This is a genomic window from Bradyrhizobium sp. HKCCYLRH1030, from assembly GCF_051168395.1.
Taxonomy (GTDB): Bacteria; Pseudomonadota; Alphaproteobacteria; order Rhizobiales; family Xanthobacteraceae; genus Bradyrhizobium.
The window spans coordinates 301,543-327,039 of sequence record NZ_JBNPUY010000008.1 but is presented as its reverse complement, the minus strand read 5'-3'; the positions used below and the strand labels follow the sequence as shown (position 1 = coordinate 327,039).

Annotated in this window: 22 protein-coding genes; 6 read left to right on the top strand and 16 right to left on the bottom strand. The window is 66.4% G+C overall.

Annotated features, from left to right (window positions below; genetic code table 11):
- Positions 1-75 precede the first annotated feature (75 nt).
- From ACQR1E_RS24185 to ACQR1E_RS24160, 6 genes are all read right to left on the bottom strand, one after another.
- Positions 76-573 (bottom strand): TPM domain-containing protein, encoded by a 498-nt coding sequence (locus ACQR1E_RS24185; RefSeq protein WP_315713968.1) that lies wholly within the window; start codon positions 571-573, stop codon positions 76-78.
- A 17-nt stretch (positions 574-590) separates the two neighbouring features.
- Positions 591-1,493: a TPM domain-containing protein gene (locus tag ACQR1E_RS24180; RefSeq protein ID WP_315826051.1), complete on the bottom strand. Its 903-nt coding sequence runs from the start codon at positions 1,491-1,493 to the stop codon at positions 591-593.
- A gap of 15 nt (positions 1,494-1,508) precedes the next feature.
- Positions 1,509-2,120: a LemA family protein gene (locus ACQR1E_RS24175; protein ID WP_315713966.1), complete on the bottom strand. Its 612-nt coding sequence runs from the start codon at positions 2,118-2,120 to the stop codon at positions 1,509-1,511.
- Positions 2,121-2,409: 289 nt separating this feature from the next.
- Entirely contained in the window at positions 2,410-3,426 is a 1,017-nt protein-coding gene (locus tag ACQR1E_RS24170; RefSeq protein WP_315713965.1) for an ABC transporter substrate-binding protein, read from the bottom strand.
- A gap of 40 nt (positions 3,427-3,466) precedes the next feature.
- Positions 3,467-4,333, bottom strand: coding sequence for an ABC transporter permease (locus ACQR1E_RS24165; RefSeq protein ID WP_316169448.1), 867 nt, complete (start codon positions 4,331-4,333; stop codon positions 3,467-3,469).
- A gap of 16 nt (positions 4,334-4,349) precedes the next feature.
- Positions 4,350-5,129: an ABC transporter ATP-binding protein gene (locus ACQR1E_RS24160; RefSeq protein ID WP_315713963.1), complete on the bottom strand. Its 780-nt coding sequence runs from the start codon at positions 5,127-5,129 to the stop codon at positions 4,350-4,352.
- A gap of 119 nt (positions 5,130-5,248) precedes the next feature.
- On the opposite strand from ACQR1E_RS24160, the gene ACQR1E_RS24155 reads away from it, so the two are divergent.
- From ACQR1E_RS24155 to ACQR1E_RS24145, 3 genes are all read left to right on the top strand, one after another.
- Positions 5,249-5,914, top strand: coding sequence for a response regulator transcription factor (locus ACQR1E_RS24155; RefSeq protein WP_315713962.1), 666 nt, complete (start codon positions 5,249-5,251; stop codon positions 5,912-5,914).
- Positions 5,889-7,313, top strand: a complete 1,425-nt coding sequence (locus tag ACQR1E_RS24150; RefSeq protein ID WP_316194783.1) for a sensor histidine kinase — start codon at positions 5,889-5,891, stop codon at positions 7,311-7,313. The genes ACQR1E_RS24155 and ACQR1E_RS24150 overlap by 26 nt, the downstream gene beginning before the upstream one ends.
- Before the next feature lie 211 nt (positions 7,314-7,524).
- Entirely contained in the window at positions 7,525-7,842 is a 318-nt protein-coding gene (locus ACQR1E_RS24145; RefSeq protein WP_315713960.1) for a DMT family transporter, read from the top strand.
- Between the two features lie 12 nt (positions 7,843-7,854).
- On the opposite strand, the gene ACQR1E_RS24140 is transcribed toward ACQR1E_RS24145, so the two are convergent.
- The 5 genes from ACQR1E_RS24140 to ACQR1E_RS24120 all read right to left on the bottom strand — a co-directional run bounded on the left by ACQR1E_RS24140 (position 7,855) and on the right by ACQR1E_RS24120 (position 14,519).
- Positions 7,855-8,973 (bottom strand): amidinotransferase, encoded by a 1,119-nt coding sequence (locus tag ACQR1E_RS24140; protein ID WP_315826049.1) that lies wholly within the window; start codon positions 8,971-8,973, stop codon positions 7,855-7,857.
- A 241-nt stretch (positions 8,974-9,214) separates the two neighbouring features.
- Positions 9,215-10,255 carry a linear amide C-N hydrolase gene (locus ACQR1E_RS24135; RefSeq protein WP_434841782.1) on the bottom strand — a complete coding sequence of 347 codons (1,041 nt, stop codon included), beginning with the start codon at positions 10,253-10,255 and terminating at the stop codon, positions 9,215-9,217.
- Between the two features lie 409 nt (positions 10,256-10,664).
- Complete coding sequence (locus ACQR1E_RS24130) at positions 10,665-13,004, bottom strand: xanthine dehydrogenase family protein molybdopterin-binding subunit (protein WP_316169452.1); 2,340 nt, start codon at positions 13,002-13,004, stop codon at positions 10,665-10,667.
- A 277-nt stretch (positions 13,005-13,281) separates the two neighbouring features.
- Entirely contained in the window at positions 13,282-14,157 is an 876-nt protein-coding gene (locus ACQR1E_RS24125; protein WP_434897647.1) for a dihydrodipicolinate synthase family protein, read from the bottom strand.
- A 194-nt stretch (positions 14,158-14,351) separates the two neighbouring features.
- Positions 14,352-14,519, bottom strand: a complete 168-nt coding sequence (locus ACQR1E_RS24120; RefSeq protein WP_315713955.1) for a hypothetical protein — start codon at positions 14,517-14,519, stop codon at positions 14,352-14,354.
- A 129-nt stretch (positions 14,520-14,648) separates the two neighbouring features.
- On the opposite strand from ACQR1E_RS24120, the gene ACQR1E_RS24115 reads away from it, so the two are divergent.
- Complete coding sequence (locus ACQR1E_RS24115; RefSeq protein WP_315752637.1) at positions 14,649-15,716, top strand: J domain-containing protein; 1,068 nt, start codon at positions 14,649-14,651, stop codon at positions 15,714-15,716.
- A gap of 93 nt (positions 15,717-15,809) precedes the next feature.
- The gene (locus ACQR1E_RS24110) at positions 15,810-16,946 is read left to right on the top strand and encodes a GGDEF domain-containing protein (protein WP_315713953.1); all 1,137 of its coding nucleotides are present in this window, start codon (positions 15,810-15,812) and stop codon (positions 16,944-16,946) included.
- A gap of 16 nt (positions 16,947-16,962) precedes the next feature.
- On the opposite strand, the gene ACQR1E_RS24105 is transcribed toward ACQR1E_RS24110, so the two are convergent.
- Together ACQR1E_RS24105 and ACQR1E_RS24100 are read right to left on the bottom strand one after the other, a co-directional pair.
- On the bottom strand, positions 16,963-17,892 hold the full coding sequence (locus tag ACQR1E_RS24105) for a CobW family GTP-binding protein (RefSeq protein ID WP_315826046.1): 930 nt from the start codon (positions 17,890-17,892) through the stop codon (positions 16,963-16,965).
- Positions 17,889-19,382, bottom strand: a complete 1,494-nt coding sequence (locus ACQR1E_RS24100; protein WP_316203704.1) for an amidohydrolase family protein — start codon at positions 19,380-19,382, stop codon at positions 17,889-17,891. Before ACQR1E_RS24100 ends, ACQR1E_RS24105 begins: the two co-directional genes overlap by 4 nt.
- Positions 19,383-19,598: 216 nt before the next feature.
- On the opposite strand from ACQR1E_RS24100, the gene ggt reads away from it, so the two are divergent.
- A complete protein-coding gene (ggt, locus tag ACQR1E_RS24095) occupies positions 19,599-21,272 on the top strand; it encodes a gamma-glutamyltransferase (protein ID WP_316203705.1) in 1,674 nt (557 codons plus the stop codon).
- A gap of 3 nt (positions 21,273-21,275) precedes the next feature.
- On the opposite strand, the gene ACQR1E_RS24090 is transcribed toward ggt, so the two are convergent.
- The 3 genes from ACQR1E_RS24090 to ACQR1E_RS24080 all read right to left on the bottom strand — a co-directional run bounded on the left by ACQR1E_RS24090 (position 21,276) and on the right by ACQR1E_RS24080 (position 25,484).
- Positions 21,276-22,826, bottom strand: a complete 1,551-nt coding sequence (locus ACQR1E_RS24090; protein ID WP_315752633.1) for a GMC family oxidoreductase — start codon at positions 22,824-22,826, stop codon at positions 21,276-21,278.
- Between the two features lie 85 nt (positions 22,827-22,911).
- Positions 22,912-24,246 carry an acyclic terpene utilization AtuA family protein gene (locus ACQR1E_RS24085; protein ID WP_434897646.1) on the bottom strand — a complete coding sequence of 445 codons (1,335 nt, stop codon included), beginning with the start codon at positions 24,244-24,246 and terminating at the stop codon, positions 22,912-22,914.
- Positions 24,247-24,359: 113 nt separating this feature from the next.
- Positions 24,360-25,484 carry a diguanylate cyclase domain-containing protein gene (locus ACQR1E_RS24080; RefSeq protein ID WP_434897645.1) on the bottom strand — a complete coding sequence of 375 codons (1,125 nt, stop codon included), beginning with the start codon at positions 25,482-25,484 and terminating at the stop codon, positions 24,360-24,362.
- Between the last annotated feature and the right edge of the window lie 13 nt (positions 25,485-25,497).

Below are 25,497 nucleotides of genomic sequence, written 5' to 3'. Positions count from 1 at the left end.
GGCGAGAGGGGTGCGCGCTCACGTCCAGCCAGGATGAGCGCGACCGGCAAGTGAGCGCGACCGGTATGATCGGAGCTAAAGCACCACTGGTGTGTCGGGCAGCTCGTTGGGATCGCCGGCATGCGGCGGGTAGTGCCTGGCGAGCTCGCGTGACACCGCGGCAATGCCATCGACCACGCCCCGCTCAAAGCGGCCTGCGCGAAACTCCGCTTCCATCGCGCGGCAGATCGTCTCCCAGCCTTCGGCGCCGACATGTCGATGAATGCCGCGATCGGCGATGATCTCGACGTCGCGATCGGCCAAGAGCAGGTAGATCAGGACGCCGTTGTTGTGCGCGGTGTCCCAGATCCGCAGGTTGGAAAAGATGTCCAGCGCGCGCTCGCGCGGCGGCTGGTCGCGCCACAACGGCCGGCCGTCGAGCGCGCCCTCGACGACGAAGCGAAGCTGGCCGGCATGGGTGCGCTCGCCGTCCTTGATCGCCTGCTCGATGCGTGCCAGCACAGCCGGCGTGAAGATGCGCTTCAGCTGCCAGTGATGATGCAGGAGATGCCGGCCGATCCGCCTGATGCTCATGGTCGCGCGCCTCGTCCTCACCAGTTGCCCGAGGCGCCGCCGCCACCAAAACTGCCGCCGCCGCCCGAGAAGCTGCCGCTGTCGCTCGAGCTGCCGCTGCTCCAGCCGCCGGATGACGAGCCGCTCGACCAGCCGCTGCCGCGGCGCCCGCCCGACGTCGGCATCGACGAGGACAAGCCGCCGGCGATGAAGGCAATGACGATGCCGGCCACGCTGGACAGCAGCGCAAGCGTGGTCGATCCCACAAGCACCCAGGTCAGAATCCCCAGCGCGCCGCCGGTCGCAAGCGAACCCAGCAGCCGCCCGAACAAGGCCCGCAGCACGCCACCAATAAAGATCGCACCGAAGAAGGCGACAGGTGCGAACGAGGAGATGGTGTCGATATCAAGATCCGTGCCGTGCGAGGCCTGCGGCTGCGGCACCGGCAGACTCTCGCCATTGATCACGCCGATGATGCGGTCGACGCCGGCGTCGATGCCGCCGGCGAAATCGCCGCTGCGAAATCTTGGCGTGATGACCTCGTCGATGATGCGCCGCGCGGTGACGTCGGTGAGGCTGCCTTCGAGGCCGTAGCCGACCTCGATGCGCAGCTTGCGGTCGTTCTTGGCGATCACCAGCAGCGCGCCGTCGTCGACCTTCTTGCGCCCGATCTTCCAGGCCTCGGCGACGCGGAGCGAAAACTGCTCGATGGTCTCCGGCTGCGTCGTCGGCACGATCAGCACCGCGACCTGGCTGCCCTTGCGGGTTTCCAGGTCCTTCAGCTTCTGCGTGAGGCCTGCGATCTCCGAGGAGGACAGCGTGCCGGTCTGGTCGACGACGCGGCCGGTGAGCTGCGGCACCGCGACGTCCGCCAGCACGATCGTCGCGAGGCAGACGAACAGCGTCGCAAGCAGCGCCTTGAGGACCGGCAGCGCGCGCACGATTCCCTGCTCCGGCTATTTCGACGGCGCAGGCGACGGCGCGTTGAAATCGACCTTCGGCGCGACCGATATCTCGCGCTCGTTCTCGACGGTGAAGTTGGCCTTTTCCTTGTAGCCGAAGACCATCGCGGTCAGGTTGTTCGGGAAGGTGCGGATGCCGACGTTGTACTCCTGCACCGCCTTGATGTAGCGGTTGCGCGCCACCGTGATGCGGTTCTCGGTGCCTTCGAGCTGGGACATCAGGTCGCGGAACAGCGCGTCCGATTTGAGCTGGGGGTAATTCTCGGTGACGACCAGCAGCCGCGACAATGCTCCGGTCAGTTCGCTCTGCGCCGCCTGGAACTTCTGCAGCGCCGCGGGATCGTTGACGACGTCGGGCGTGGCCTGCACGCTGCCGACCTTGGCGCGGGCGTTGGTGACGCCGAGCAGCACGTCCTTCTCCTGCTGGGCAAAGCCCTTGACGCTGTTGACCAGGTTGGGCACGAGGTCGGCGCGGCGTTGATACTGGTTGACGACCTCGGACCAAGCCGCCTTGACCTGCTCGTCATTGGTCTGGATGGCGTTGTAGCCGCAATTGGTCAGGCTCAGCGTCATCAGTGCCGCCAGCACGGTCAGCAATCTCCGCATCGCGCGTCCCCCTCTTCATCCGGTTGTACCGCCTTCACACAGCACAGCTTTGGCGACGGCGCAATGACGGCAGCCGGCCGCCGGACATGGGTCGCGGCGGCCGGTGCGTCGGTTCAGGGAGGTTCCGGGTCTGCCGCGGATGCGGGTCATTCGCGCGGAATGACCGGCGGAGAGAGGCAATGTCGTCTTTGCAGCGGGACTCGCGGCTGGATGATGGGCCTGCGCCAACCACACACCCCGTCATTCCGGGGCATCCGCGCGCCCCGGACGACACCATAGGCGCTTACGCTCAACTGCCCTTGCGGTCGCGTAGCTGGGTCACGAACATGTCCTGCCAGCTCGCCGGTTTGACCTTGATCGAGCCGACGCCGTGCATGAACTCGGCGATCTTCAGCACGCCCTCCGGCGTCGACGAGAACCAGGTGTCCTTGTCCTGCAGCATCTCCAGCACGTCCTCCTTGGTGGTCTTCACCTTGGCGGTGCGGGCATAGATCTCGGCTGCGGCAGCCTTGTCGTTGGCGATCAGCGTGCAGGCCTCGTCGAGCGCATCGAGGAACGCCTGCACGACCTTGGGATTGGCGTCGACGAAGCGCTTGGGCGCGAACACCACGTCCATCGTCATCCGTCCGAGCACGTCGGCGGAATTGGCAACGCGGCGAATCTTCGAATCCTTCAGCTCGATGTAGGAGAACGGCGGCGAGGTGAAATGCGCCGTGATCTCGGTCTTGCCCGAGGTGAGCGCCGCCAGCGCCTCCGGATGCGGCAGGCCGACGGTCATCGGATCGAGCTTGGCGTAATTCTCCTTGCCGAACTCCTGCGCCGCCATCATCTGCAGCATGACCGCCGACAGCGAGGTCTTGATGCCCGGCAGGGCGATCTTGTCGCTCGGCTTGAAATCCTTCAGCGACTTGATCTCAGGATTGTTGGTATTCATCCACAGCGAGGTCGAGCTGAGGCCGCTGACGCCGACCACCTCCACCGCCGGAATGCCCTTGGCCTTGGCCCACAGCGTGATGAAGCCGGGGGCGCCGGTGCCGGCGATGTCGAGCGAGCCGGCCATCATCGCGTCGTTGATGATGTTGCCGCCGTCGAGCATCTGCCAGTTAACCTTGAACGGACCGAGCCCGGCCTTCTCCGCCTGCTTCTCCATCAGCTTCTGATCCTCCATCACGATCAGCGGCAGATAGAGGATGCCGTAGCCCTTGGAGAGCCTGATCTCCTTGACCTCGGCCTGCGAAGCACCGGTGGCGCCGAGCAGCGCGGTGAGGCCGAGCGCGGCGGCCGTGAATGATTTGCTCCAGGACATGGTCGTCTCCTTCCCTGTTGTTGTGCTTATAACTCGAAATTCAGTGCTGCATGCCCCAGCGCCGCACCGTCTTGCGCTCGATGGTCGCGAACACGACGTTCTCGACGACGAGGCCGATGAAGATCACGGTGAACAGGCCGGCGAAGACGTTGGCCGTCTCCAACTGGTTGCGGTTCTCGAAGATGAACCAGCCGAGGCCGCCGGACCCCGAGGACACGCCGAACACCAGCTCGGCCGCGATCAGGGTGCGCCAAGCGAAGGCCCAGCCCACCTTCAGGCCGGTGAGGATGGCCGGAAATGCGGCGGGGATCAGGATGAAGCGCACCAGCTTCAACCCGCGCAGGCCGTAGTTCAGGCCGACCATGCGCAAGGTGTTCGACACCGAGCGGAAGCCGGAATGGGTGTTGAGCGCGATCGCCCACAACACCGAATGCACCAGCACGAAGATGATGCTGCCCTTGCCGAGGCCGAACCAGATCAGCGCCAGCGGCAGCAATGCGATCGCCGGCAGCGGATTGAACATCGAGGTCAGCGCCTCCAGCATGTCGGCGCCGATCCGCGAGCCGATCGCGATCGTGGTCAGCACGGCCGCCAGCGCGATGCCGATGCCGTAGCCGATCAGCAGCGTCTCCAGCGACACGAGGGTGCGCGCAGGGATGATGCCGTTGCCGATGTTCTCGAAGAAGGCTGAGAGCGTGTCGGTGAAGGTCGGAAACAACAGGGGATTGCCGAGCCACAGGCCATAGGCCTGCCACAGCGCGGCGAGCGCCACCAGGATGATGGCCTTGCGGACCGCACCGACGTGGTAGATGCGTTCCAGCCAGGACAGGCTCGCCTCGACCTTGACGTCGCCGAGGGGCGTGTCTGCATTGACGATTTCGGGGCGCAGCGCCAGCGTCTCGCTCATGGATGCTCTCCTCGTCTCAGTGTTGGCCGAACAGCATGTCGTTGATGCGCCCTTCGAGGGCGACCTGTTCGGGCGAGCCCATCGTGCCCGGCGGCACGCTGTTGAGCTCGGCGCGGACGCGGCCGGGATGCGGCGACAGCAGCAGGATGCGGGAGCCGATCTTGATCGCCTCCTCGATCGAATGCGTCACGAACAGCACGGTGAAGCGGGTGTCCTGCCAGAGCTGCAGCAGCTCGTCCTGCATCTTGCGCCGGGTCAGCGCGTCCAAGGCGGCGAACGGCTCGTCCATCAAGAGCACGTCGGGCTCCATCGCCATGCCCCTGGCGATCGCGACCCGCTGCTTCATGCCGCCGGAGAGCATATGCGGATAGGAGTCGATGAACTTGGTGAGGCCGACCTTGTCGATATAGGACTTGGCGCGCTCGTTGGCTTCCGCGGTGCCGAGCCGGCCGCTGGCGGTCAGCGCGAACACGACGTTCTCGCGCACCGTCTTCCACGGCAGCAGCTGGTCGAACTCCTGGAATACCATCATGCGGTCCGGGCCGGGCTCGCTGACATCGTGGCCCTTGAGGCGGATGCGGCCCTCGGTCGGCTTCAGATAGCCGCCGATCGCCTTGAGAAGCGTGGATTTGCCGCAGCCGGAGGGGCCGAGCAGCACGAAACGGTCGGAATCGAAGACCTTGAAGTCGACGCGGTAGGTCGCCGTGACCAAGGTGTCCGGCGTCTTGTACTGGAGCGTCACGCCCTCGACCGAGAGCAGCGGCTCGAACTGAGATGGCGATTGATGGACGGTCATCGTCCTCCCCTCCTTTATATTGCAATGCGAAATTTCGCTCGGTGCACTTCGGCGCCCTTATTCGAAGTGATAGAGGAGGAGACTGACGCGAACCTGACTCCGAGGCGGACAACAAGACCTTGCGCATCCTGCTGGTGGAAGACACGCCCGAGATCGGCGCCGCCGTGACCAGCCGGTTCGAACGGATCGGCTATGCCGTCGACTGGGAAAAGGACGGCCGCACCGCGAGCGAGCTGATCGAGGTGCAGACCTATGACCTTATCGTGCTCGACGTGATGCTGCCGAACATGGACGGCTTTGCCGTGCTCAAGCACCTGCGCAAGCGCGGCCTGCGCACGCCGGTGCTGGTGCTGACCGCGCGCTCGGCGGTCGACGACCGGATCGGCGCGCTCGACCTCGGCGCCGACGACTACCTGATCAAGCCGTTCGACTATCGCGAGCTGGAGGCGCGGGCGCGGGCGCTGCTGCGCCGGGCCGCCGGCCAGTCCGACAATCTGCTGACCCTGGGGCCGCTGGTGATCGACCGCGCCGGGCGCACCGCCAGCGTCGCCGGCCAACCGCTGGACCTGACGCGGCGCGAGCTGACCGTGCTGGAAATCCTCGCCGCACGCCCTGGGCGTTACGTCGCCAAGGAGGAGCTGGTCGAGCAGCTCTTCAGCTTCGACCAGGATCCGAGCCCCAACGCCGTCGAGCAGTTCGTCGCGCGTCTCAGGCGCAAGCTGGCGGCGACATCCGTCGAGATCAAGACCGAGCGCGGCCTTGGCTATCAGCTCCACGCTTCGTGACCTCAGGACCTCGCTGCGCGCGCGGCTGCTGATCGCGATCGGCGCGATCCTGGCCGTCGGCGCCGTCGTGCTGAGCCTCGCCGCCTGGCAATATGCAGCCACCGCCGCGCGCGACGCCTATGACAAGCTGCTCGCCGGCGGCGCCGTGCAGATCGCCGAGAACATCTACATGCAGGGTGGCGTCGTGACGCTGGATCCGCCGGCGGCGGCGTTTGCGACATTGTCGGCCTATGACCTCGTGTTCTATCGCGTCACCGATCCGCGCGGCGTCGTCGTCGCCGGCTATGACGATCTCGCCGTCACCGCGCCCGCCAGGGCGCTGCGTGAGGGCGTCGTCCTGCGAGACGGCATCTATCGCGACCAGGCGGTGCGCATCGCGGCCGTGGCGCGCAAGCTCGACGGCGCGCCCGGCGACGGCTGGAGCGAGATCGTGCTGGCGCAGACCCTGCGCGCCCGCGACGCGCTGACCTGGGATCTCGCCTCCAAGGCGATCGGCCTGATCGCTGCGATGAGCCTGCTGGCGCTGGTGGCGACTGCGCTCTGCCTGCGGCTGGTGTTCGCGCCGCTGACGCGGATCGAGGCCGAGATCGTCAAGCGACGGCCGGACGATCTCAGCCCGATCGCGATCACGCCGCCGCGCGAGGTGCGCGCGCTGGTCGGCGCGATCGACGGCTTCATGCAGCGCCTCGCCGAGCGCATCGCGCTGATGCAGCGCTTCATCGCCGACGCCACCCACCAGCTGCGCACGCCGCTGGCGGCGATCGATGCCGAGGTCGAGCTGCTGAGCGATCAGACCAAGGACCCGAGGGCGCTCGACAGGCTGCGCGGCCGCATCGCGGATCTCGCCCGCCTCACCAGCCAACTGCTCGATCACGCCATGATCCAGCACCGCGCCCAAGCACCGCGCTTCGCCGCGGTCGATATCAACGCGCTGGCGAAATCGGTGCTGTCGCAGAGCGTGCCGCTCTCTCTCGATCGCGAGGTCTCCGTCAGCTTCGTGCCATCGGAGGACGAGGTGATGCTCGCCGCCGACGCCATCAGCCTGCGCGAGGCGCTCGCCAATCTCATCCACAACGCACTGGCGCATGGCGCGCGGACCCGGCTGATGGTGACGGTGGAAAGAACCGCGACGCATGTTGCGATCATGGTCTGGGACGACGGACCTGGGATCGCAGCCGACGCGCAGCAACGCCTGCTGACCCCGTTCCAGAAGGGCGACGGCTCCCACGGCTCAGGCCTTGGCCTCGCCATTGCGAGCGAGGTCGCGCAGGCCCATGGTGGCCGGCTGCGGTTCAGCGGAGTGGCAGGCGACTTCAGTGTGCGACTGGAGCTGCCGGTGGATCGGTCGACAGCAGTCGATCCACGTCCAGATTCACAGCTCAAACAGCAGCGGACATGACGTCGTCGTCCCGCGGCGGATCACGCCCGGGTCTTGCGATCGACATGCCCTTTCGAAGATCGAGAGCGCGCAGGGAAGGCCGGGAGCCTTCCAGCGTGCACTTGCAAAGTGTAAGGGCTTGGCGGAATGAGTTGGCAGAATAGCGAGACCGTGGAATTCTGACACGAACTCCGTCGAGGATCGTTAAGCCCATCTTTTGGGAGAACCTCTCATGGCCTGGGTGATCTTATTCATTGGCAGCCTTTGCGAGGTGGGTTGGCTGATCGCTCTCAAATATTCCGAAGGTCTCTCGCGCCTGCCGTCGATCCTGGTCACCGTGGGTTTTATGGGCGCCAGCGTCGGTTGTCTTGGCCTCGCCGTGAAGACGATCCCGATGGGCACGGCCTACGCCGCGTGGACCGGCGCGAGCATCGCCGTCGCCACTCTCTTCGGAATCTATCTGTTCGACGAGCCGACGACCGCGACCCGGCTCGCCTCGATTGGTCTCATTGTACTTGGCATCGTCGGACTGCGCCTCGAGTCCGGATAGGCGTGCCAATCCTCAAAAATAGCTCTCGAGCGCCCCGCGCCGCCTGATGTCGAGTGTCGCGCAATGGAATGCGCCGCCAAATGCGGCGTAATGCAGGAATTCGCAGGGGATCGGCTCGAAACCCCATTGCTCGATCGCACGCATCGTTCGCACATGATGCGGATCAACGATGATGCGCTTTTCGTCCACCATCAGTACATTCATGTTGAGCCATTTTCCGCAGAGCGACGTGATATTGAGCAAGCGATCGGTGATCGGATCAGGCTCGGGAGCGACGAGAATGTCCCATTTCTTCAGTATGTCCGGGAGGCGGCTGACGTCGATGTATTCGGGATTGATCAGAAGCCTGCCCGGCCCCAGCGGCAAAATGGTCGTGTCGATGTGCATCGGGTTACGACAGCGGCTCTCGATCTCGTGGATGCGATAGCCGTCGCCGAGATGGCGGCGCAGCCATTCGATGCCGGATGCATTGGTGACATTGCTGAGGGTTACAAACAGATCGCGCCCGCAGCGGACGAAATCGGCAGCGTCGAACACCGGTTCGAATTCAGTCAGAATATATGACATCGGCTCACCGTTTTCGGGCCGTCTGAAATCGGCGTTATACAGTTCGTCCGTGAGTTGCGGCCGTGGCGCGGCAGTCCAGCGGGCGCCGCGACGGAAATAGTCCTTCAGGACCGGACGAAAGGAATGGGTCTCGAAATAGCGGCTGGGCCACGCCATGGGCGTTTCAATGATTTCGTCTCCGATCACCAGCATGCTATCGCGCGGGCAGGAGTTGCAGAAACCGCGCGAAGACCATTCGGGCGTGCTGAAGCGCTTCTTGAAATCAACCGGTTCCGGCCGGGTGACCACCACGCCAAGCGACTGCAACAGCGCAATAAAGCCATCGAGCTCGCGCTGAGCCGGTTCAATCATCATCCTTGGATAGCGAAAGCCCCCGAGCAGCGCTTGCGCCCGTGCAGCCATTCCGGGAATGTTACAGGCGACGACCGGATGAGCGGATGGAATCGTCGCGCCTTCGAGCCTTCCGACAATCACTTCCTCGAGTGGATCCCACTCATTGTGCGAGTTGACCGGAGAAATCCTTACCTTGCGGTCGGCATCCGGGCCGCTGTCGTGCGTGATCATGGCATGACCAAAGCAAGAGGTGCTGATGTGGCACGAATACTCTAATGCGGTAGCATCGCCGGCGCATAGCCTCAGTGCAGCAATGCACCACAATCCGTCCTTAACAAACGGCGCGGCGCTTCCAGCCCAGTGCGGTGGCAGGGCTTCACGGCGAGCGCTCCGCAGTCATGTCGCGCGGCGTGCGAGCGCCACAACGCGGATATAAAGATGACGTTGTATCTGTCCGTAGGGCTCTGCCCTGTCAGGAGCCGCCTTTCTTGAATTCCAGCGGCGCGGCCGGCTTGAACTGGCTGCTCACCTCGCCGACCAGATCCCTGTCCGCCCCGGACAGGTCGAGCTTGCGGATCGGAGCGCCGACGGAAAGGTCCAACAGCGGCAAGTTGACCCAGACGATGTTCGGGCTGAGTGTCGATTCGAAGAAATAGAGCCGGTCGGTCGAGTCGGCGACGGCGCGCCAGATCGTATGCGACGCCTCCGGTCGCTTCGGGTCTGGCCGCACGAAAGGCTGCGCCACGTTGCGCATGACGGACAACATGCGGGCCACGGTCTGGCGGGTGTCCGACGGCTTGGTCTGGTTCTGGATGTAATAGGCGGCGCGGACGAAGCGGTCGGCCGCTTCGCTCGTCCCCGGCAGCGCTTCGGTGCCGCCAAAGACGTGGTATTTCTTCAGATTGGCGAGCTGCTCGGGGAAGGGCGGCGAGTTCGTCATGACCAGATAGCGGCGGTCGTGATGAACGCGCACCTTGCCGCCATCGACGATTTCGATGATCGCCGAATCGCCCGTCGCGTCCGAAAGCGACAAATGCACGGTCGCCGTCGCGTATCCGGGCATGCCGGCGGCGATGAGTTGATAGCGACCGGTTTCGATGTCGGCCACCGCCTCGGCAACGGTGGCAAAGTTGTCGAGGTTGTATTGCGCCCATAGCGACAGCGCGAGGCCGGGGCGCTTGAGATCGCGCTTTCCGTAATCGCTCTCGGAGAGCCACAGCAGGTTGGCGACAAGACCTTTTTCATTCATGCCGTCGGCGATCGCCAGATTATAAACCGCCCCGCCGACGCTGCCGTATTTCGACGTCCAGCTCAGTTCGTTGTCGTCGCCGCTCTCGCCTTTGCGCGCAAGGCCGCGCGGGAAGGCCCAGAGATCGGTGCGCATGTCTTCGGGCCAATCCATGTTGCGCCCGGTGACAACGGCCTGACCATTATCGGCCCAGAGGACGCGCGAACACGCGTCCGCCAGAGATGATCCAAACGCGACGATTGCCAAAGCCATCGCCCCGCTCATCACGCCCGCACACCGTCGCATGGTCGCGCTCCTCGTCGTGTTCAATACAATCTAGAGGCGAGTGCGAGTCGGCGACCTTGATCTGGGTCAATCATCGTCGGTCGCGGCGCCGCGACGATTCGCATGAGATCGCTGTCTTGCCGAGCGTGGCGGCGCGATCCGACAGCATCGTCCCCTCAGGTGCACAATTGCACCGAAAATCTCGAGATTCCGGATTCAGCCCTGACGGGCTGCCCGCGGAATGGCGAGCTATGACGGCAGCAAGATCAGTCGCCGCTGCGCATGCAGGGGCGCGACCAGATGCGGGCGTAACCCTCGCCGCCCTCGTCACCGAACAGCCCGGCGCAGATCGGCGCGTTGAGCGACGCAACAGGAGCACGTCCGGCGCGGGAGCGTCCCGCGCGCTCGCTCAGGCCGGCGCTTTGACCTTTGCCGCCTTCGCCTCGGAGATCGCCGCCCACACCTTCTCCGGCGTCAGCGGCGTCTGCAAATTGGTGATCCCGAGCTCGAACAGTGCGTCCATCACGCCGTTGGTGACGCAGGGCGGGCCGCCGATGGCGCCGGATTCGCCGCAGCCCTTGGCGCCCAGCGGGTTGGTCTTGCACGGCGCGGAATCGTCGAGCGTGACCACGATCGGCGGCACGTCGTCGGCGCGCGGGATGCAATAGTCCTGATAGGTGGCGGTCAGGAGCTGGCCGTCGGCATCGTAGGCGACGTTCTCGTACAGCGCCTGGCCGATGCCCTGGGCGACGCCGCCATGGATCTGGCCGGCGACCAGCATCGGATTGACCGCGACGCCGACGTCGTCGACCGTGGTGTAGCGCACCACGCGGCTGATGCCGGTCTCCGGATCGATCTCGACCTCGCAGACATGCGTGCCGTTCGGCCAGCTCGGACCGTCGACCTCGCCCTCGCTGTCGACCGACAGCTTGGCGCCCTGCTCCTTCCCGGCGATGTCGAACAGGCTGATGCGGCGGTCGGTGCCGACGACGGTGAGGAAGCCGTCGCGATATTCGATGTCCTCGACCGCGGTCTCCAAGAGGTTCGACGCCTTCTCCCGCGCCTTGGTGATGAGGTCGTTCGACGACACCGCCACCGCCGTGCCGCCGACGAACAGCGAGCGCGAGCCGACGCTGCCGAAGCCGGTGGCGAGATCGGTGTCGCCCTGCACGACGTCGATCTTGTCCAGCGGAATGCCGAGCGTATCGGAGATCATCTGCGTGTAGGTGGTCTGCAGGCCCTGCCCCATCGCCATGGTGCCGGAATGCAGGATGACGCGGCCCTCGGAGGTCGCGTGCAAGGACACCTTCTCGGTGTGGGCGCGGCCGCCGGTCCATTCGATATAGCTGGTCAGGCCGCGGCCGTAGAGCATGCCGCGCTTCTTCGCCTCGCGCTTGCGCGCGTTGAAGCCGTCCCAATCGGCAAGCTTGGACGCGCGCTCCAGCATGTGGGCGAAGGCGCCGGAATCATACACCTGGCCGACGGCGTTGGTGTAGGGGAGCTGCGCCGGCTTGATGTAGTTGGTCTTGCGGATGGCGCGCGGATCGATCCCGATCTGGCGCGCGGCCGCATCGAACAGCCGCTCGACGATGAACACCGCCTCGGGGCGTCCGGCACCGCGATAGGCGCCGACCGGCGCCGTATGCGTCATCACGGTCTTCACCTCGAAATGCACCAGCGGCAGATCATAGACGCCGGTCTGCACGAACGGCCCGAGCACCAGCGGGATGATGTTGGCCGCGCCCGACGAATAGGCGCCGGTGGCGCCGATCGAGCGCACCCGATAGGCCAGCACCCTGCCCTTGGCGTCCAAAGCGAACTCGGCGGTGGAGGTGAGGTCGCGGCCATGCGTGCCGCCGACGAACTCGTCGGTGCGCTCGGCGCGCCAGCGGATCTTCTTGTTAAGCTTGGTGGCGGCATAGGCGACGATGCCGTCCTCAGGATAGAGGTTGGTCTTCTGGCCGAAGCCGCCGCCGATGTCGCCCACCAGCACGCGCACGCTCTCCTTCGGGCGCTTCAGCACGGCTTCCGCCAGCACGTCGCGAGTCGAGGCCGGGGTCTGCGACTGCACGTGCAGCAGCAGCCGGCCGGTCTTCTTCTCGATCTCGGCGATGGTCGAGCGCGGCTCCATCGCCGAGGGCACCAGGCGCTGGCTGGTGATGTCGAGCGAGACCTTGTGCGCGGCGCCGGCGAACGCCGCCTCGACCTTGGCGGCATCGCCATAGCTCATCGCGGCGACGACGTTGTCGGGCGCCTCCGCCCAGACCACGGGCGCGCCTGGCGCGATCGCCTTCACCGGATCGGTCACCGCCGGCAGCACCTCGTAATCGACGACGATCGCTTCCGCGGCCTCCTGCGCGACCGTGCGCGAGGTCGCGACCACGGCGGCGACCGCCTCGCCGGTGAAGCGGACGATCTCATGGGCAAGCAGGCGGCGCGGCGGCACCGTCATCGGCTTGCCGTCGGGACGCTTGAAGATTGCCAGGGTCGGAATGGTGCCGACATCGTCAGCGACGAGGTCCGCGCCGGTGTAAATCGCCTGCACGCCCGCGATCTCGCGGGCAGCGGCGGTGTCGATCGACAGGATCCTGGCATGCGCATGCGGGGAGCGCAGCACGTAGAGCCACAGCGCGCCGTCCTCCGCCTTGTCGTCGATGAACTGCCCCTTCCCGGTCAGCAGCCGCTGATCCTCCAGACGCTTGAGGGGCTGCCCCGCACCAAACCGCATATTGTTGGGAAGAATGTTCATTCGTCAGTCCTTGGTCAGTTCAATGAATTTGGCAGGGTCTTAGCGGATCGGCGTTGCGGTGGCCAACACGTGTTTAAGCTGATGCGTCATGACGAACCGTCATTCCGGGGCGCGCGCAGCGCGAGCCCGGAATCCATAACCACGACCGGTAGTTTGGAGGCTCGATGTCTCCCGGTCTGCCCACCCGAGAGGTCGCGGAGTATGGATTCCGGGCTCAGCCCTTGGGCTGCCCCGGAATGACGATGAGGAGAGAGCGGGGGCCAAAGCCGGGGCTAGCTCACCCCAGGCTGCGCAGTACCTCTTCGACGACCTTGCGCTGCTCGGGCGAGAGCGGGGCCTGCGGCGGCACGGGATCGCCGACGTCGTAGCCCTGGATCGACAGGCCGGCCTTGATGCAGGCCGCGAGGTTGAAGCGGGCGAAGGCCTCGTTGACGCGCCACAGCTTCTTCTGCAGCAGCATCGCATCGTCCCAGCACGACGCCTTGCAGAGATTGTAGAGCTCGACGCTCTGGCGCGGGATGATGCAGGCCGGCCCGGCCATCCAGCCCTTGCCGCCGATCAGCATCACCGCGGCCGGAATGTGTGAGGACGCCGCGAACACCTTGATGGCGTCGCCGCAGCGATTGATGATCGACAACAGCCGGCCGGTGTTGGTCGAAGCGTCCTTGATGTAGTTGATGCGCGGATGCTCGGCGAGGCTCGCGATGACGTCGAGCGACAGGTCGGAACGCTGGAACTGGGGATTGGTGTAGATGACGACGGGAACGTCGACGGCATCGGCAATCGCCCGGAAATACGCCTCGATGCCGGCGTCGTTGACCGGGAAGTAGGCTTCGAGCACCGCCAGGATGCCGGTTGCGCCGCGCTTCTGGTAAGCCTTGGCCTGCGCCACCGCGTCAGCGATCGCAGTCGAGGCCACGCCTGCGATCACGGGAACGCGGCCCTGGGCGGCATCGATGGTCGTCTCCACGACGGTCATGCGCTGGGCACGATCGAGATAGGCGAACTCGCCGGTGGAGCCGAGCGGCGTCAGGCCGTGCACACCGGCAAGGATCAGATCGTCGCAAAGACGCCCCAGCACCTCCGTACGGATCGTTCCATCCGCGCCGATCGGCGAGGCCAGGTAGGGAAAGACACCATGAAATTCAGTCATGCGGCCGGTATAGCGGCCGGGTCGCTGGTTCCGCAAGGCGGCCGCCGAAGCGAGAGGCGCCCTTCTCAGGCCCGGCCTGTTGCCCGCAGCGACATCTGCCTCAGGGACCTGACACCAGCGGACAAGAGCCGGTGTGTAGCAGCGCCACACTGCCGCGATGGAATGCGGGGTGTTGCCGCAAACCGAGCTGCCAATCAGCTCACGTTAAATCCGGCTTCAAACTTTCTCTCCACCATAGGTGCATGTCCCGCGGCGGAGGCGGTCAGAGGGCAGCGATTCAATCTGGGATTGCGCGCACCGTGGCGAAGAAGGACGAGCGCGATGACCTCAAACACGGCAAAAATGGCTACGAACTTCGCCATTTTCAGTCATTTTTCCGCCGGATTGACCAACCATCATGCGAAGCGGAAAGAGTTAGTACGAGTGCTCCAGCGTAAATTCGCCGTAGGAATTTCGATCGGAGACGAGGGAAGCCTGCAGCGAGAACGACGATGAAGACGCTTTACGATTTACTCGGAGCTCTTCCGGACGATGACGCTGACGATATCCGGGCGGCCTTCCGCAAAGCGGTCAAAGAGAGCCACCCCGACGTCAATCCCGGCGATCCGGATGCCGCGCTGCGGTTTCGACAGATCATCCGCGCCAACGACATTCTCGGCGACAAGGAGCAGCGCACGGCCTATGACCGGCTGCTCGGCGCCGCGCAGGACGAGCATCAGCAGGATTCCAAGCTGGCCGTCGTCGCCAAGGTCCACAAGGTCGCGTCCGGCGTAATGGCGCTGGCCGGTGCGTCCGCCGTGGCGCTAACCGGCTACCTGCTGTTCACCCACATGTCGTCGGCTTCCGTCGCGCCGCTCAAGCCGATCGTGGTTGCGACCAACAAGGTCAAGCCGAACGAGGTTCCCGCCAAACCGATCGATAGCGCCACCGACGCGGCGACGACCGGCGATGCGGCCGCGAATTCCGGCGGCGAGACGGCTGCCAGCGCAACGGTCGGCAGCGCATCGGGCAGCAATGCCTCGGTATCCGATCCGCTTCCGCTACGCGTCAGCAAGATCGACACGGTCTATTCTGCCGAGCAGGAGCGTGCGCCCTGCGCGGCAGGCGCGACCGCGCCATGCACGGCGGATACAATGCTCGCCGGGGGTACGGCTTCGAACGAGGCCCAGGCCCATCACGATCGCGGCATGGCCGCGTTCCAGAAGGGCGACTTCGCGGCGGCGCTGGCCGATCTCGACGCGGCGATCCAGCTCGATCCCCGCTACCATGAGGCCTATATCGACCGCGGCATCGTGTTCTATCGCATGCGCAAGTTCGACCGCGCCTTTGCCGACGTCGCGGCCGCAAAGCGCATCGAGAAGACGAACCGCGCCGTACTCGACGCGATGGCGAAGCGTCAGCCGCTGCGGCCGCTGAAGCTCGAGCCGCCAAAGTCCGACATCAAGGCGGAGACGCCGAAGGCAGAGGCACCGAAAGTGGCGGCGGCGGCGCCGATGCCCTCGCGGATGTCGACGGCGACGCCGGTCTATCCAACCACCGACCCCAGCCGCGCCCCCTGAGCGATTGACGAAGATTTAAGGTAACTCCGAACCTTCGTCGCGCGAATCGTTCGCGCCCATCAACTGTTAGGAAAGGTGTCCCATGGTGTTCCCATGGGACATGGGCTGCTTTCCAGATTCATCCATCCGAACCCGGCGATCCGGCGCGAGCTCGTCGATCTGCTGTACACGTCTCTGCCGCAGGTCATGTCGATCAACGCGGCCGCCATCACCGGCTCGGTCACGCTTGCGGTCCTGCACGGCGATCCCGGCTACATCGCGATCACGTTCGCGATCATCGTCAACGCCATCGGTCGCGTGGTCAGCCTGCTGCGCTACAAACAATATGCGGGACGCCTGTCCGATCGCGACGTGATCCTCTGGGAGAAAGTCTACGCCGCGGGCGCCGCCGCCTTCGGCCTTGCGCTTGGCGCTCTCACCTTCCGCGCGTTCCAGCTCAACGATGCTCCGGGCGCATGGATCGCCTTCGGCCTGTCGATGTCCTATTGCGTCGGCATGGTGTCGCGCGCGGCGATCCGCCCGTGGGTCGTGCTGACGACAACCGCCGTGCTGCTCGCCCCGACGCTCATCGCCGGGTTGATGCGCCCGGAGCTGCCCTATCAGCTCGGGGCCGTCCTGCTGGTGCTGTTCTGGTTCTCGATCCGCGAAGCCTCGCGCCATCTCAGCACCGCGTTCATCGAGCGGCTCGAGGCCAAGCACGCGCTGGCCCGCCAGGCCAACCATGATTTCCTGACCGACCTGCCCAACCGGGCGGCCTTCCTGGCTGCGCTCGAACGCACGACCCGGACTGTCGCGATCATTGCCATCGATCTCGACGGCTTCAAGCCCGTCAACGACCGCCATGGCCACCACGCCGGCGACGACCTGCTGCGTCAGGTCGCAGCCCGGCTATCGAGCTGTGTCGGCCAGGGCGGTCTCGCCGCGCGCTTCGGCGGCGATGAGTTCATGCTGCTGAAGCCGGTGACGGGCGGCGCGGACGGACGCGACGAGGCGCTGGCGCTGGCGCGCGAAGCAATCCGCTCGCTGTCGATGCCATTCCTGCTGTCCGACATCCCCGTGGTGATCGGCGCCAGCGCCGGCCTGCTGGTGAACGACCGGCCGCTCACGGACGAGTCCATGGACGAGGTGCTGCGCCAGGTCGACAGCGCGCTCTATGCCGCCAAGCGCGCCGGGGGCGGCTGCTGTACCTGGGCCGAGGCCGCGGACGGCGCATTGCGGCAGGCGGGCTGACGCGCGGCCTTCGATCTCAGGCGACGATCACCTCGTGCAGCAGCGCGTCGATCTCGCCGGCGTCGAGCTCACCTTCGAGTCCGATCAGCACGAGCTGGGCCGTGAGGCCATCGGCGGGCGACACCGGCGACGGCGCCAAGGTGCCGCGCGTCGCCACCGACTGAAACAGGATCGGCTGTCCCGGATGGTCGGTGAACAGCAGGATGCCCTTGATGCGCAGGGTGCGCGGCGCGAGCTTTCCGATCACCTGCTGGAAGCGGGCCAGCGACAGCGGAGCACGGGAGGTCCAGGTGAGGGTTGCGAAAGGTTGCGACATCGTCGGCACCTGCTTGGGCAGCTCTCGCGGCGCGCGAATGTCGCGGCTGAACAGCAGGTCCGGCGCGACGACGCCATGCGCGATCTCGAAGATCGCCGATTGCGGCTTGGTGCCGCCGACGACGGCGCGGGCCGCATCGAGCGCGGCGCGGTCGAGCAGATCGGCCTTGGTCAGCAGCACGAAATCCGCGGCCCGTAACTGCGAGCGCCACAGCACATCCTGTTCGATCTCGGGATCATCGCGCAGCCGCTGCGGGTCGACCAAGGTGACGACGGTCTCGAGCGGCGCCACCTTGAAGATCACGGGATCCATCAGGCTGCGGATGATTTCGGCGGGATCGGAAATGCCCGATGTCTCGATCGCAATCGCGTCGGGTGCCGGATCGCGCTTGATGACGGAGGACAGCGTGCGCAGCAGGTCGCCCTGCAGCGAGCAGCAAATGCAGCCGTTCTTGAGGCTGATCACCTCCTCGGTGACGGTGCCGAGCAATTGCGCGTCGATGTCGACCGCGCCGAAGTCGTTGACGACAGCGGCGATGCGCCGTCCGTCCGGATTGGCGAGCAGATGGTTGAGGAGGGTCGTCTTACCGGCACCGAGCGATCCGGCGACCAGCAGGACCGGGACGATCATGACAGGACCGGACGGCGTACCGCCTGCCCCGGCCTGACGTCGCGAACGAGCTCGCCATCGGTGATGACGGCGCGGCCATTGACGAGCAGATGCCGCACGCCCTCGGACGGCCGGTTCATGTTGAGGAAGTCGGCGCGGTCACGCAGGCTGGCGAGATCGAGCACGGCGATGTCGGCGTCGCAGCCGGCCTGCAGCCGTCCCTTCTTGCGCATCGCGGGCGTCGACGGTTCCAGAATCCGGGCCGGGATCAGCGTGCACTTGGCGAGGCCCTCCATCAGCGGCACCGCCTTGCGGTCCAGCACCCATTCGCGCAGGAATTTGGTGAACGTCGCCGATGAGCGCGGATGCGACACCGCGTCATCCGGCAGCGGCCAGGCGTCGCCGGTGTAGTCCGTGCCGTTGGACAGGATCCACGGCATCGCATCGGAGGCGATGGCGCCGCCCGGAAACAGCACGGAGACATCGAGCAGGTCGCGGTGGCGCTGGTTGACGGCGACATCGAGGAAATGGATCAGCACCAATGCGCCGGGATCGTCCTGCTGCCGCGCGAGCAATTCGTCGCGGCTGCCGAGCCGATGGCGCTCGGCGACCATCTCGATTGCGTCATAGCCGGTGCCCATGCGCTGGCAGAACGCGGGATCGGCGAAGAAGCCGGCGCCGACCACGGTCGAGCCGGTGCCGTAGGGATAGGCTTCGGTCGTGACCTTCAGGCCTTGCTTCTGCGCGGTCTGCACCAGCTCGGCGCAGCGCTCGACATCCTGCAGGCTGGTGCTGTTGAAATGGCAGATGTGCATGTGGGCGCCGGTCGAGCCGGCCAGCCCGATCAGCCGCGTGTAGGCATCGACCGAGCTGCGCGGATCGACGTTCGACATATAGGCGATGTGCGTGTAGGTCGGCACGTCGTGCTTGGCCGCCAGGCTGCACAGCTCCGACAGCTCCTTCATGCCGGTGCCGGGCGCGTAGGCGTTCGGGAAGGCAATGCCGAGACCGCCCTGCTCCAGACCCTGCCGCGTGCGCTCGACGATCTCGGCGGTCTCGGCAGCCGTGGCGACCTCCTCGACCCAACGCTTGTCGCGCATCGCCTCGCCCATGCCGGCGATGTTGGACGCGGTCTGCTGCGTCGTCATCGTCGCGATCCGCGCGAACACCCAGCCCGACGCTGCGCCGTAATTCAGAAGGCGGCCGATCGCCGCCTGCTCGTCATACCAGCGCGCCACCGGCATCACGCCGATCTCGAGCTCCAGCGTCGTGGTGACGCCGTCGAAGGCCTGCATGCGGTCGGCCGGCAGCGACTGGCCATGGGCGTGCAGATCGATGAAGCCGGGCACGACGGCGAGGCCGGCCGCATCGACCACCTGAACGGCGGCCCCGCCGACATCGCCCACGGCAGCGATTGCGCCATCCTTGATGGCGACATCGGCCGTGGCGTCGAGCTTCGTTTCCGGGTCGAGCACGCGACCGCCGCGAATGATCAGATCGTAGTGAGGCATGAAATCAGCTGGGCTCGCGAAGTGGAACTGCGCGCAGGCCTAACACAGATGCGCGGCGATGAGAACGCGGCGGGAGAGATCGATGCTCTCCGAGCCATGCGTGGCGCACTTATCAGTTCGTCGAACTGGGGCGCCGCTCTTCCCCTTGCGCAAGGGATCGGTCAGGATTGCGAAGAACGACCTCTCGGCATCCGCCGTTCGACAGAGGAGACCCGAATGGCTTCGCACACACGGCGCATCGCCGACTTCACCTGCGAGAAGCAGCCGGCGACGGGCTCGCGCGGCATGGTGGTGACCAATCATCCGCTCGCCTCCAGCGCCGGTGCCGAGATGCTGATGCGTGACGGCAACGCGATCGATGCCGCGGTCGCCGCACTGTTCGCGCTGACGGTGGTCGAGCCGATGATGGTCGGCATTCTCGGCGGCGGGCTGTCGCACATCCGCCTTGCGGATGGACGGCACATCGTGCTCGACGGATTGAGCACCGCGCCGCGGCGCGCCACGCCAGGAATGTATGATCCGGTCTCCGACGAGATCACGCTGGCGCGCGAGACCCGCGGCCGCCGCAACGTCGCAGGCGCGCTCGCGGTCGCCGTGCCCGGCGCGCTGAAGGGATGGTGCGAGGCCCTGTCGCGCTTCGGCCGGCTGCCGCTGGCCGAAGTGATGGCGCCGGCGATCCGGCTCGCTGAGCACGGCTTCATCGCCAGTCCCTATCTCAACGATTGCGTGCGGCTGGTCGCGGACGACCTCGCGCGCGATCCGCATCTGTCGACGCTGTTCGTGCCGGGCGGCGAGCCCGTCAGTCCAGGCACGCGCGTGATCCAGACCGACTATGCGGCATCGCTGCGGCTGATCGCGGAGCAAGGACCGGACGCTCTCTATGGCGGGCCGCTCGGGATCGCGCTGGCCGACTACATGGCCGACAATGGCGGGCTGATCGATGCGAGCGACCTCGCCGCCTACAAGGTGATCGAACGCGCGCCGATCCGCGGCCACTATCGCGGCCATGAGATCATCGGCCCGCCGCCGCCCTCCTCCAGCGGCGTGCACATCGTGCAGATGCTGAACATCCTCGAGGGCTTCGACGTCGGCGGGCTCGGCTTCGGTTCGGCCGATGGCGTGCACGTGCTTGCCGAAGCCTTGAAGATCGCCTTTGCCGACCGGGCGGTCGCCACCGCCGATCCCGCTTTCGTCGACGTGCCGGTCGAGCGGCTGACGTCGAAGGCCTATGCCGCGCAGCGGCGGGCGCAGATCGACATGAGCCGGGCCCGGAGCTTCGGCCCGGGCCTTGCGCCGACGGAGTCCGCCAACACCACCCATGTCACGGTCGCCGATGCCGAGGGCAACGTCGTCGCGGCGACCCAGACCATCAACGGCCTGTTCGGCGCCTGCGTACAGATCCCGGGCACCGGCATGACCGCCAACAACTACATGTACAATTTCGATCCGCATCCGGGCCGCGCGCTGTCGATCCAGCCGGGCAAGCGCGTCTTCACCTCGATGGCGCCGATGATGGCGCTTCGCGACGGCCGCTTGCGCTATGCGCTCGGCCTTCCCGGCGGCCTGCGCATCTTTCCCTCGGCCTTCCAGGCGCTGGTCAACCTGATCGACCACGGCATGTCGCTGCAGGAGGCCGTCGAGGCGCCGCGGCTCTGGACGCAGGGCGGCGTGCTCGAGCTCGAGCCGGCGTTTCCCGACCATGTGGCGCGGGAGCTCGCCGCACGCGGGCACGAGATCAAGCGCGAGCCGGTCGTGGCCGGCGGCATGAACGCGATCGCGTTCGGCGACGACGGCACGCTGACAGGAGCCGCGTGCTGGCGCGCCGACGGCACCCCGATCGCGATCTCCGGCGGGCGCGCCCGCGCCGGGCTTCGCTTCGCCATCGCGTGAGCTCTACAGGCGCTCTCGCATCATCCGCGCGATCGCCTCGCCGATCACGACGGTGGTGAAATGCGTGTTGGCGCGGCAATCGGACGGCATGATCGAGGCATCGGCGACGCGCAGGCCGGCAATGCCCTTCACGCGGCCGTCCGGATCGACCACGCCGTCGCCATCGTCGAATCCGCTCATGCGGCAGCTCCCCGCCGCATGCTGGATGTCGCCGGTGACCTGCCGCAGCAGCGCATCGAGCTCGGCCTCGGGCAGCGCAGCCGCCTGCGGCAGCGTGAACTCCGTATCGCCGAGGCGAATCCAGTCGGCGATGTCGCGCAGCGCCGGCTGCACCGTGATCACGGCCAGCCGCTTCACCGCGTCCCGCATTCGCGCCACGTCGCGCGGATCGGCCAGCATGTTCTCCTCGACGATCGGATCCACGCTCGGATCGGTCGAGGCGAGCTTGAGCGTACCGCGCGAGAAGGCGTTGAACAGTCCGGCGCCGATCGCGCCGGGCACGCCGATGCCGCGATGGTTGAACGCGATCAGGATCATGTCGCGCTTGCCGCCGCCGGCGAGGCCCGACGAGTAGGTGACGCAGCAATTGGTATGGCGCGTGTCGCGGTCGGTCGGACGCAGCGCCTCGCGGAGCTGGATGGTGGTGCGGAACAGCGGATGATCGAAGAAGTGCCGGCCGACCGGAAGATCACGCACGACCGCAATTCCCATCGCCAGCAGATCGGTCGCAGGGCCGATACCCGAGCGCAGCAGGATCGCGGGGCTGTGGATCGCGCCGGCACACAGCACGACCTCGCGCGCCGCGACGTTTTTCACGCCTTCACCTTCGACGTGGACGCGCACGCCGGTCGCCCTGCCGTCGCTGATCAGCAGCCGATCGACCAGCGCCCGTCCGCGGATCTCGAGGTTCGGACGGCCGCGGGCCGGCTCGAGATAGCCCTCATTGGTGGAGATACGGCGGCCGTTGCGGCTGTTGATCGGATAGCAGGCGACGCCCTCGCCATCGGGCCCGTTGAGATCGTCGCACCAGCGATAGCCGCTCGCCAGCGCGGCTTCGCGCAAGCCACGATCGATCGGGCCCCATGTGTCAGGCGGTGCGCGAGTGACTGGAAGCGGGCCGCCGCGACCGTGCCCCTCGCGATCACCGAATGCGAGATCGTCCTCGATCACCGCGAACAGCGGCATGATGTCCTTGGCCGACCATCCCTTGCAACCATTGGCCGCCCATTCATCGAACGCATCGGCCACGCCGCGGATCGCGATCTGGCCGTTCATCATCGAGCTGCCGCCCAGCCCCTTTCCGCGCCAGTAGAAACGCATGTCCTGCCCGGCGACGCGGCGGGACATCAACTCCGGCCACTGCCATTTCTCCTGGAAGGCGCGATCATGGATGATCGGAATCGGGTTGGGCGTCACGATCTCCCACGGCGCGTCGTCCGCGCGCCAGTCCGCGCCGGCTTCGAGCAGCAGGACCCGCGTCCGGGGGTCTTCGGACAGGCGCGCAGCGACGACCGCTCCCGCGGAGCCGCCGCCGACCACAATGACGTCATACATGGACTGAATTCTCGCTGTTCTCAGGCACCGCAACCATGACGGCCAGCTTGCGCCGCCGAGAGCGATCCGTGAAGCCCTTGAAAACTCAGGCCGTCAGCATGCCGACGCAGAGCTGCGGCGCATCCTCGGCAACGAGACAGGAGGCGACGGCGATCACCTCGCGCGCCGATTTCCAGGCGCCGCCGCCACCTGCCGGGCCATTGGTGTAGAGCGTCTCGACCTCGTTGCCGATGCGGATCGCCTCCGCCATCGTCTCGGTCCGCCCGGCGACACGAACGCGCACCTCGTAGGGCTCGGCGCCCTGTGCGCGATCGTCGCCATGCAGCGCATTCAACCCGATCAGGTCGCAGCGCAGCTCGTTCACCGCCACGCCGGTGAGCGCGAGGCGCTCCCTGACGACATCGAGCGCAAGGCGGCCGCGCGTGACCGCGCCAGGGCCGGCATAGGAGATCTGACCCTCGCCGATATAGGAATCGAGATAGCCGACCGAGGTCTTCAGCAGTCCCGTCTTCGGCCGGCCGCGACCGCCGACCACCCTGACCCGGTCCGGACCAAGCTCCTCGACGGTCACCTGCGAGAAATCCGCCACGACGTCGGGTTGGAAATATTGCACGGGATCGTGGATCTCATAGAGCAGTTGCTCCTTCACGGTCGCCGGCGTGACGCAGCCGCCGGAGCCCGCGACCTTGGTCACGATCAGTTCGCCATCCTCGCGCACCTCGCCGATCGGAAAGCCGAGCCGGGCGAGATCGGGAACATCCTTCGCTCCGGGATCGGCGAAATAGCCGCCGGTGATCTGTCCAGCGCATTCGAGCAGATGACCGACGACGGTGCCCTGCCCGAGCCGGTCCCAATCATCCAGGGCCCAGCCGAACTCGTGGATCAAAGGTCCGAGAAACAGCGCCGGGTCGGCGGCGCGCCCGGTGATCACGACATCCGCGCCGGCCGCGAGCGCCTCCGCGATCGCGCCCGCCCCGACATAAGCGTTGGCCGAGACGACCCGATTGCCGAGTGCCCGGATCGTGTCGCCGGTGTCGAGCATGACATCCGCTGTCTTCAACGGCTCCAGAACATCGTCGCCGGTCACGGCCGCGATCTTCAGCCCCTTCAGTCCAAGCCGGCGCGCGATGGTGCGGGTGGCTTCGGCCGCGGCGACCGGATTGGCCGCCCCCATGTTGGTGATGATACGGACCTTGTTGGCGCGGCAGATCGGCAGCACGGCCTGCATGCGCGCCGCCAGCAGCGGATCATAGCCGGCGGCCGGATCCTTCATGCGCGCCTGCTGCGCCAGCGCGATCGTGCGCTCCGCCAGGCACTCGAACACGAGATAGTCCAGGCCGCCCTTCGCCGCAAGCTCCACCGCAGGCTCGATCCGGTCACCGGAATAGCCCGCTCCGGCGCCGATCCTGATGCTCCGCATCGGCCGCTCCTCCTGACATCGTGCGCCGTTCGTCGGCTTCTGCCGGCCACATTAGCGGCCGCGGTCCGAGCTTGCCAGCGTCCGCGTGGAACGGTCAGGCTGCCATCGTGCTGCTAGTCCGCGAGCGCCAGCGTCGGCGCCTCGCTGCTCGCCGTGCATGCGACGGCAACGGCCATGTGCTCGTCGGCCCAGCACCAACGCTGGCCGCCGGCACGCTTGGCCGCATAGAGCGCGCGATCGGCCTGGTCGAGCAGCGCCTCGGTGTCCGCCTGCCGATCCTCGGTGACCAGGATGCCGGCGCTGGCGCCGATCTGAACGCGCGTTCCAGCCAGCGTGAAGGGTTGCGACAGCGCCGTCACCGCCGCTTGCGCGAACACGAGAGCGGCGTCACGTCCCACCGCGGGCAGCAGCAGCATGAATTCGTCGCCGCCGAACCGCGCCGCCAGGCCCGTTTCGCCGAGGCAATCCTGCAGACGTGCGCCGACCTGGCACAGCAGCTCGTCACCGGCCTGATGGCCGAACCGGTCGTTGACGAGCTTGAAGCCATCGAGATCGACCGCGATGATGGCGACGGGGCGATCGCACCGGCCGAGCGCGGCGATGAACGCGGCGCGGTTCGGCAGGCCGGTGAGGAAATCGCGCAGCGCCTGCCGCGCCAAGGCCTGCTGCGCCGTGATCCGCTCGGTGAAGGCGGCCGTGAGTCGATACGACGTGCCGCGCAGCGTGATCCAGAACAGCACCACCATGCCGGCGCCCATCCGGTACACCGGCTCGGGCTGCATCAGGCAGGCCACCACGGTCGGAATCAGCAGCACCGCCGAGGAGGTCATGACGATCCATGGGCTGACACGCGACACGATGCCGACGCAGAAGGCCATCGACAGGCCGAAGCACATCCAGATGCCCGGCCCGTCGCCGATCTGAAACGCGCGTGCCGACAACGCACCGACGGCCAGACCGAAGGCGGCGGCGCCGAGGCCGTAGAGGCGTTCCCAGCGAATGATCGCATCGTGATCGAGCCGATCGAAGCGCGCGGCGAACATCCGTAGCTTGAGAACACGAAGGGCGCCGATCACCAGCAGCACCACCGTGATCGCGGCGTAGCCCGGATCGCGCGCAACCCAGGCCATCACGCTGCCGATCACGACGGCGGCGGCCGAGATCGTCCCGACCAGCGGCATCGAGCTGTACAGCAGATGCGCGAGATCGCGACGAATGTCCGGGTCCAATCGATGCATCGCAATTCCAGTT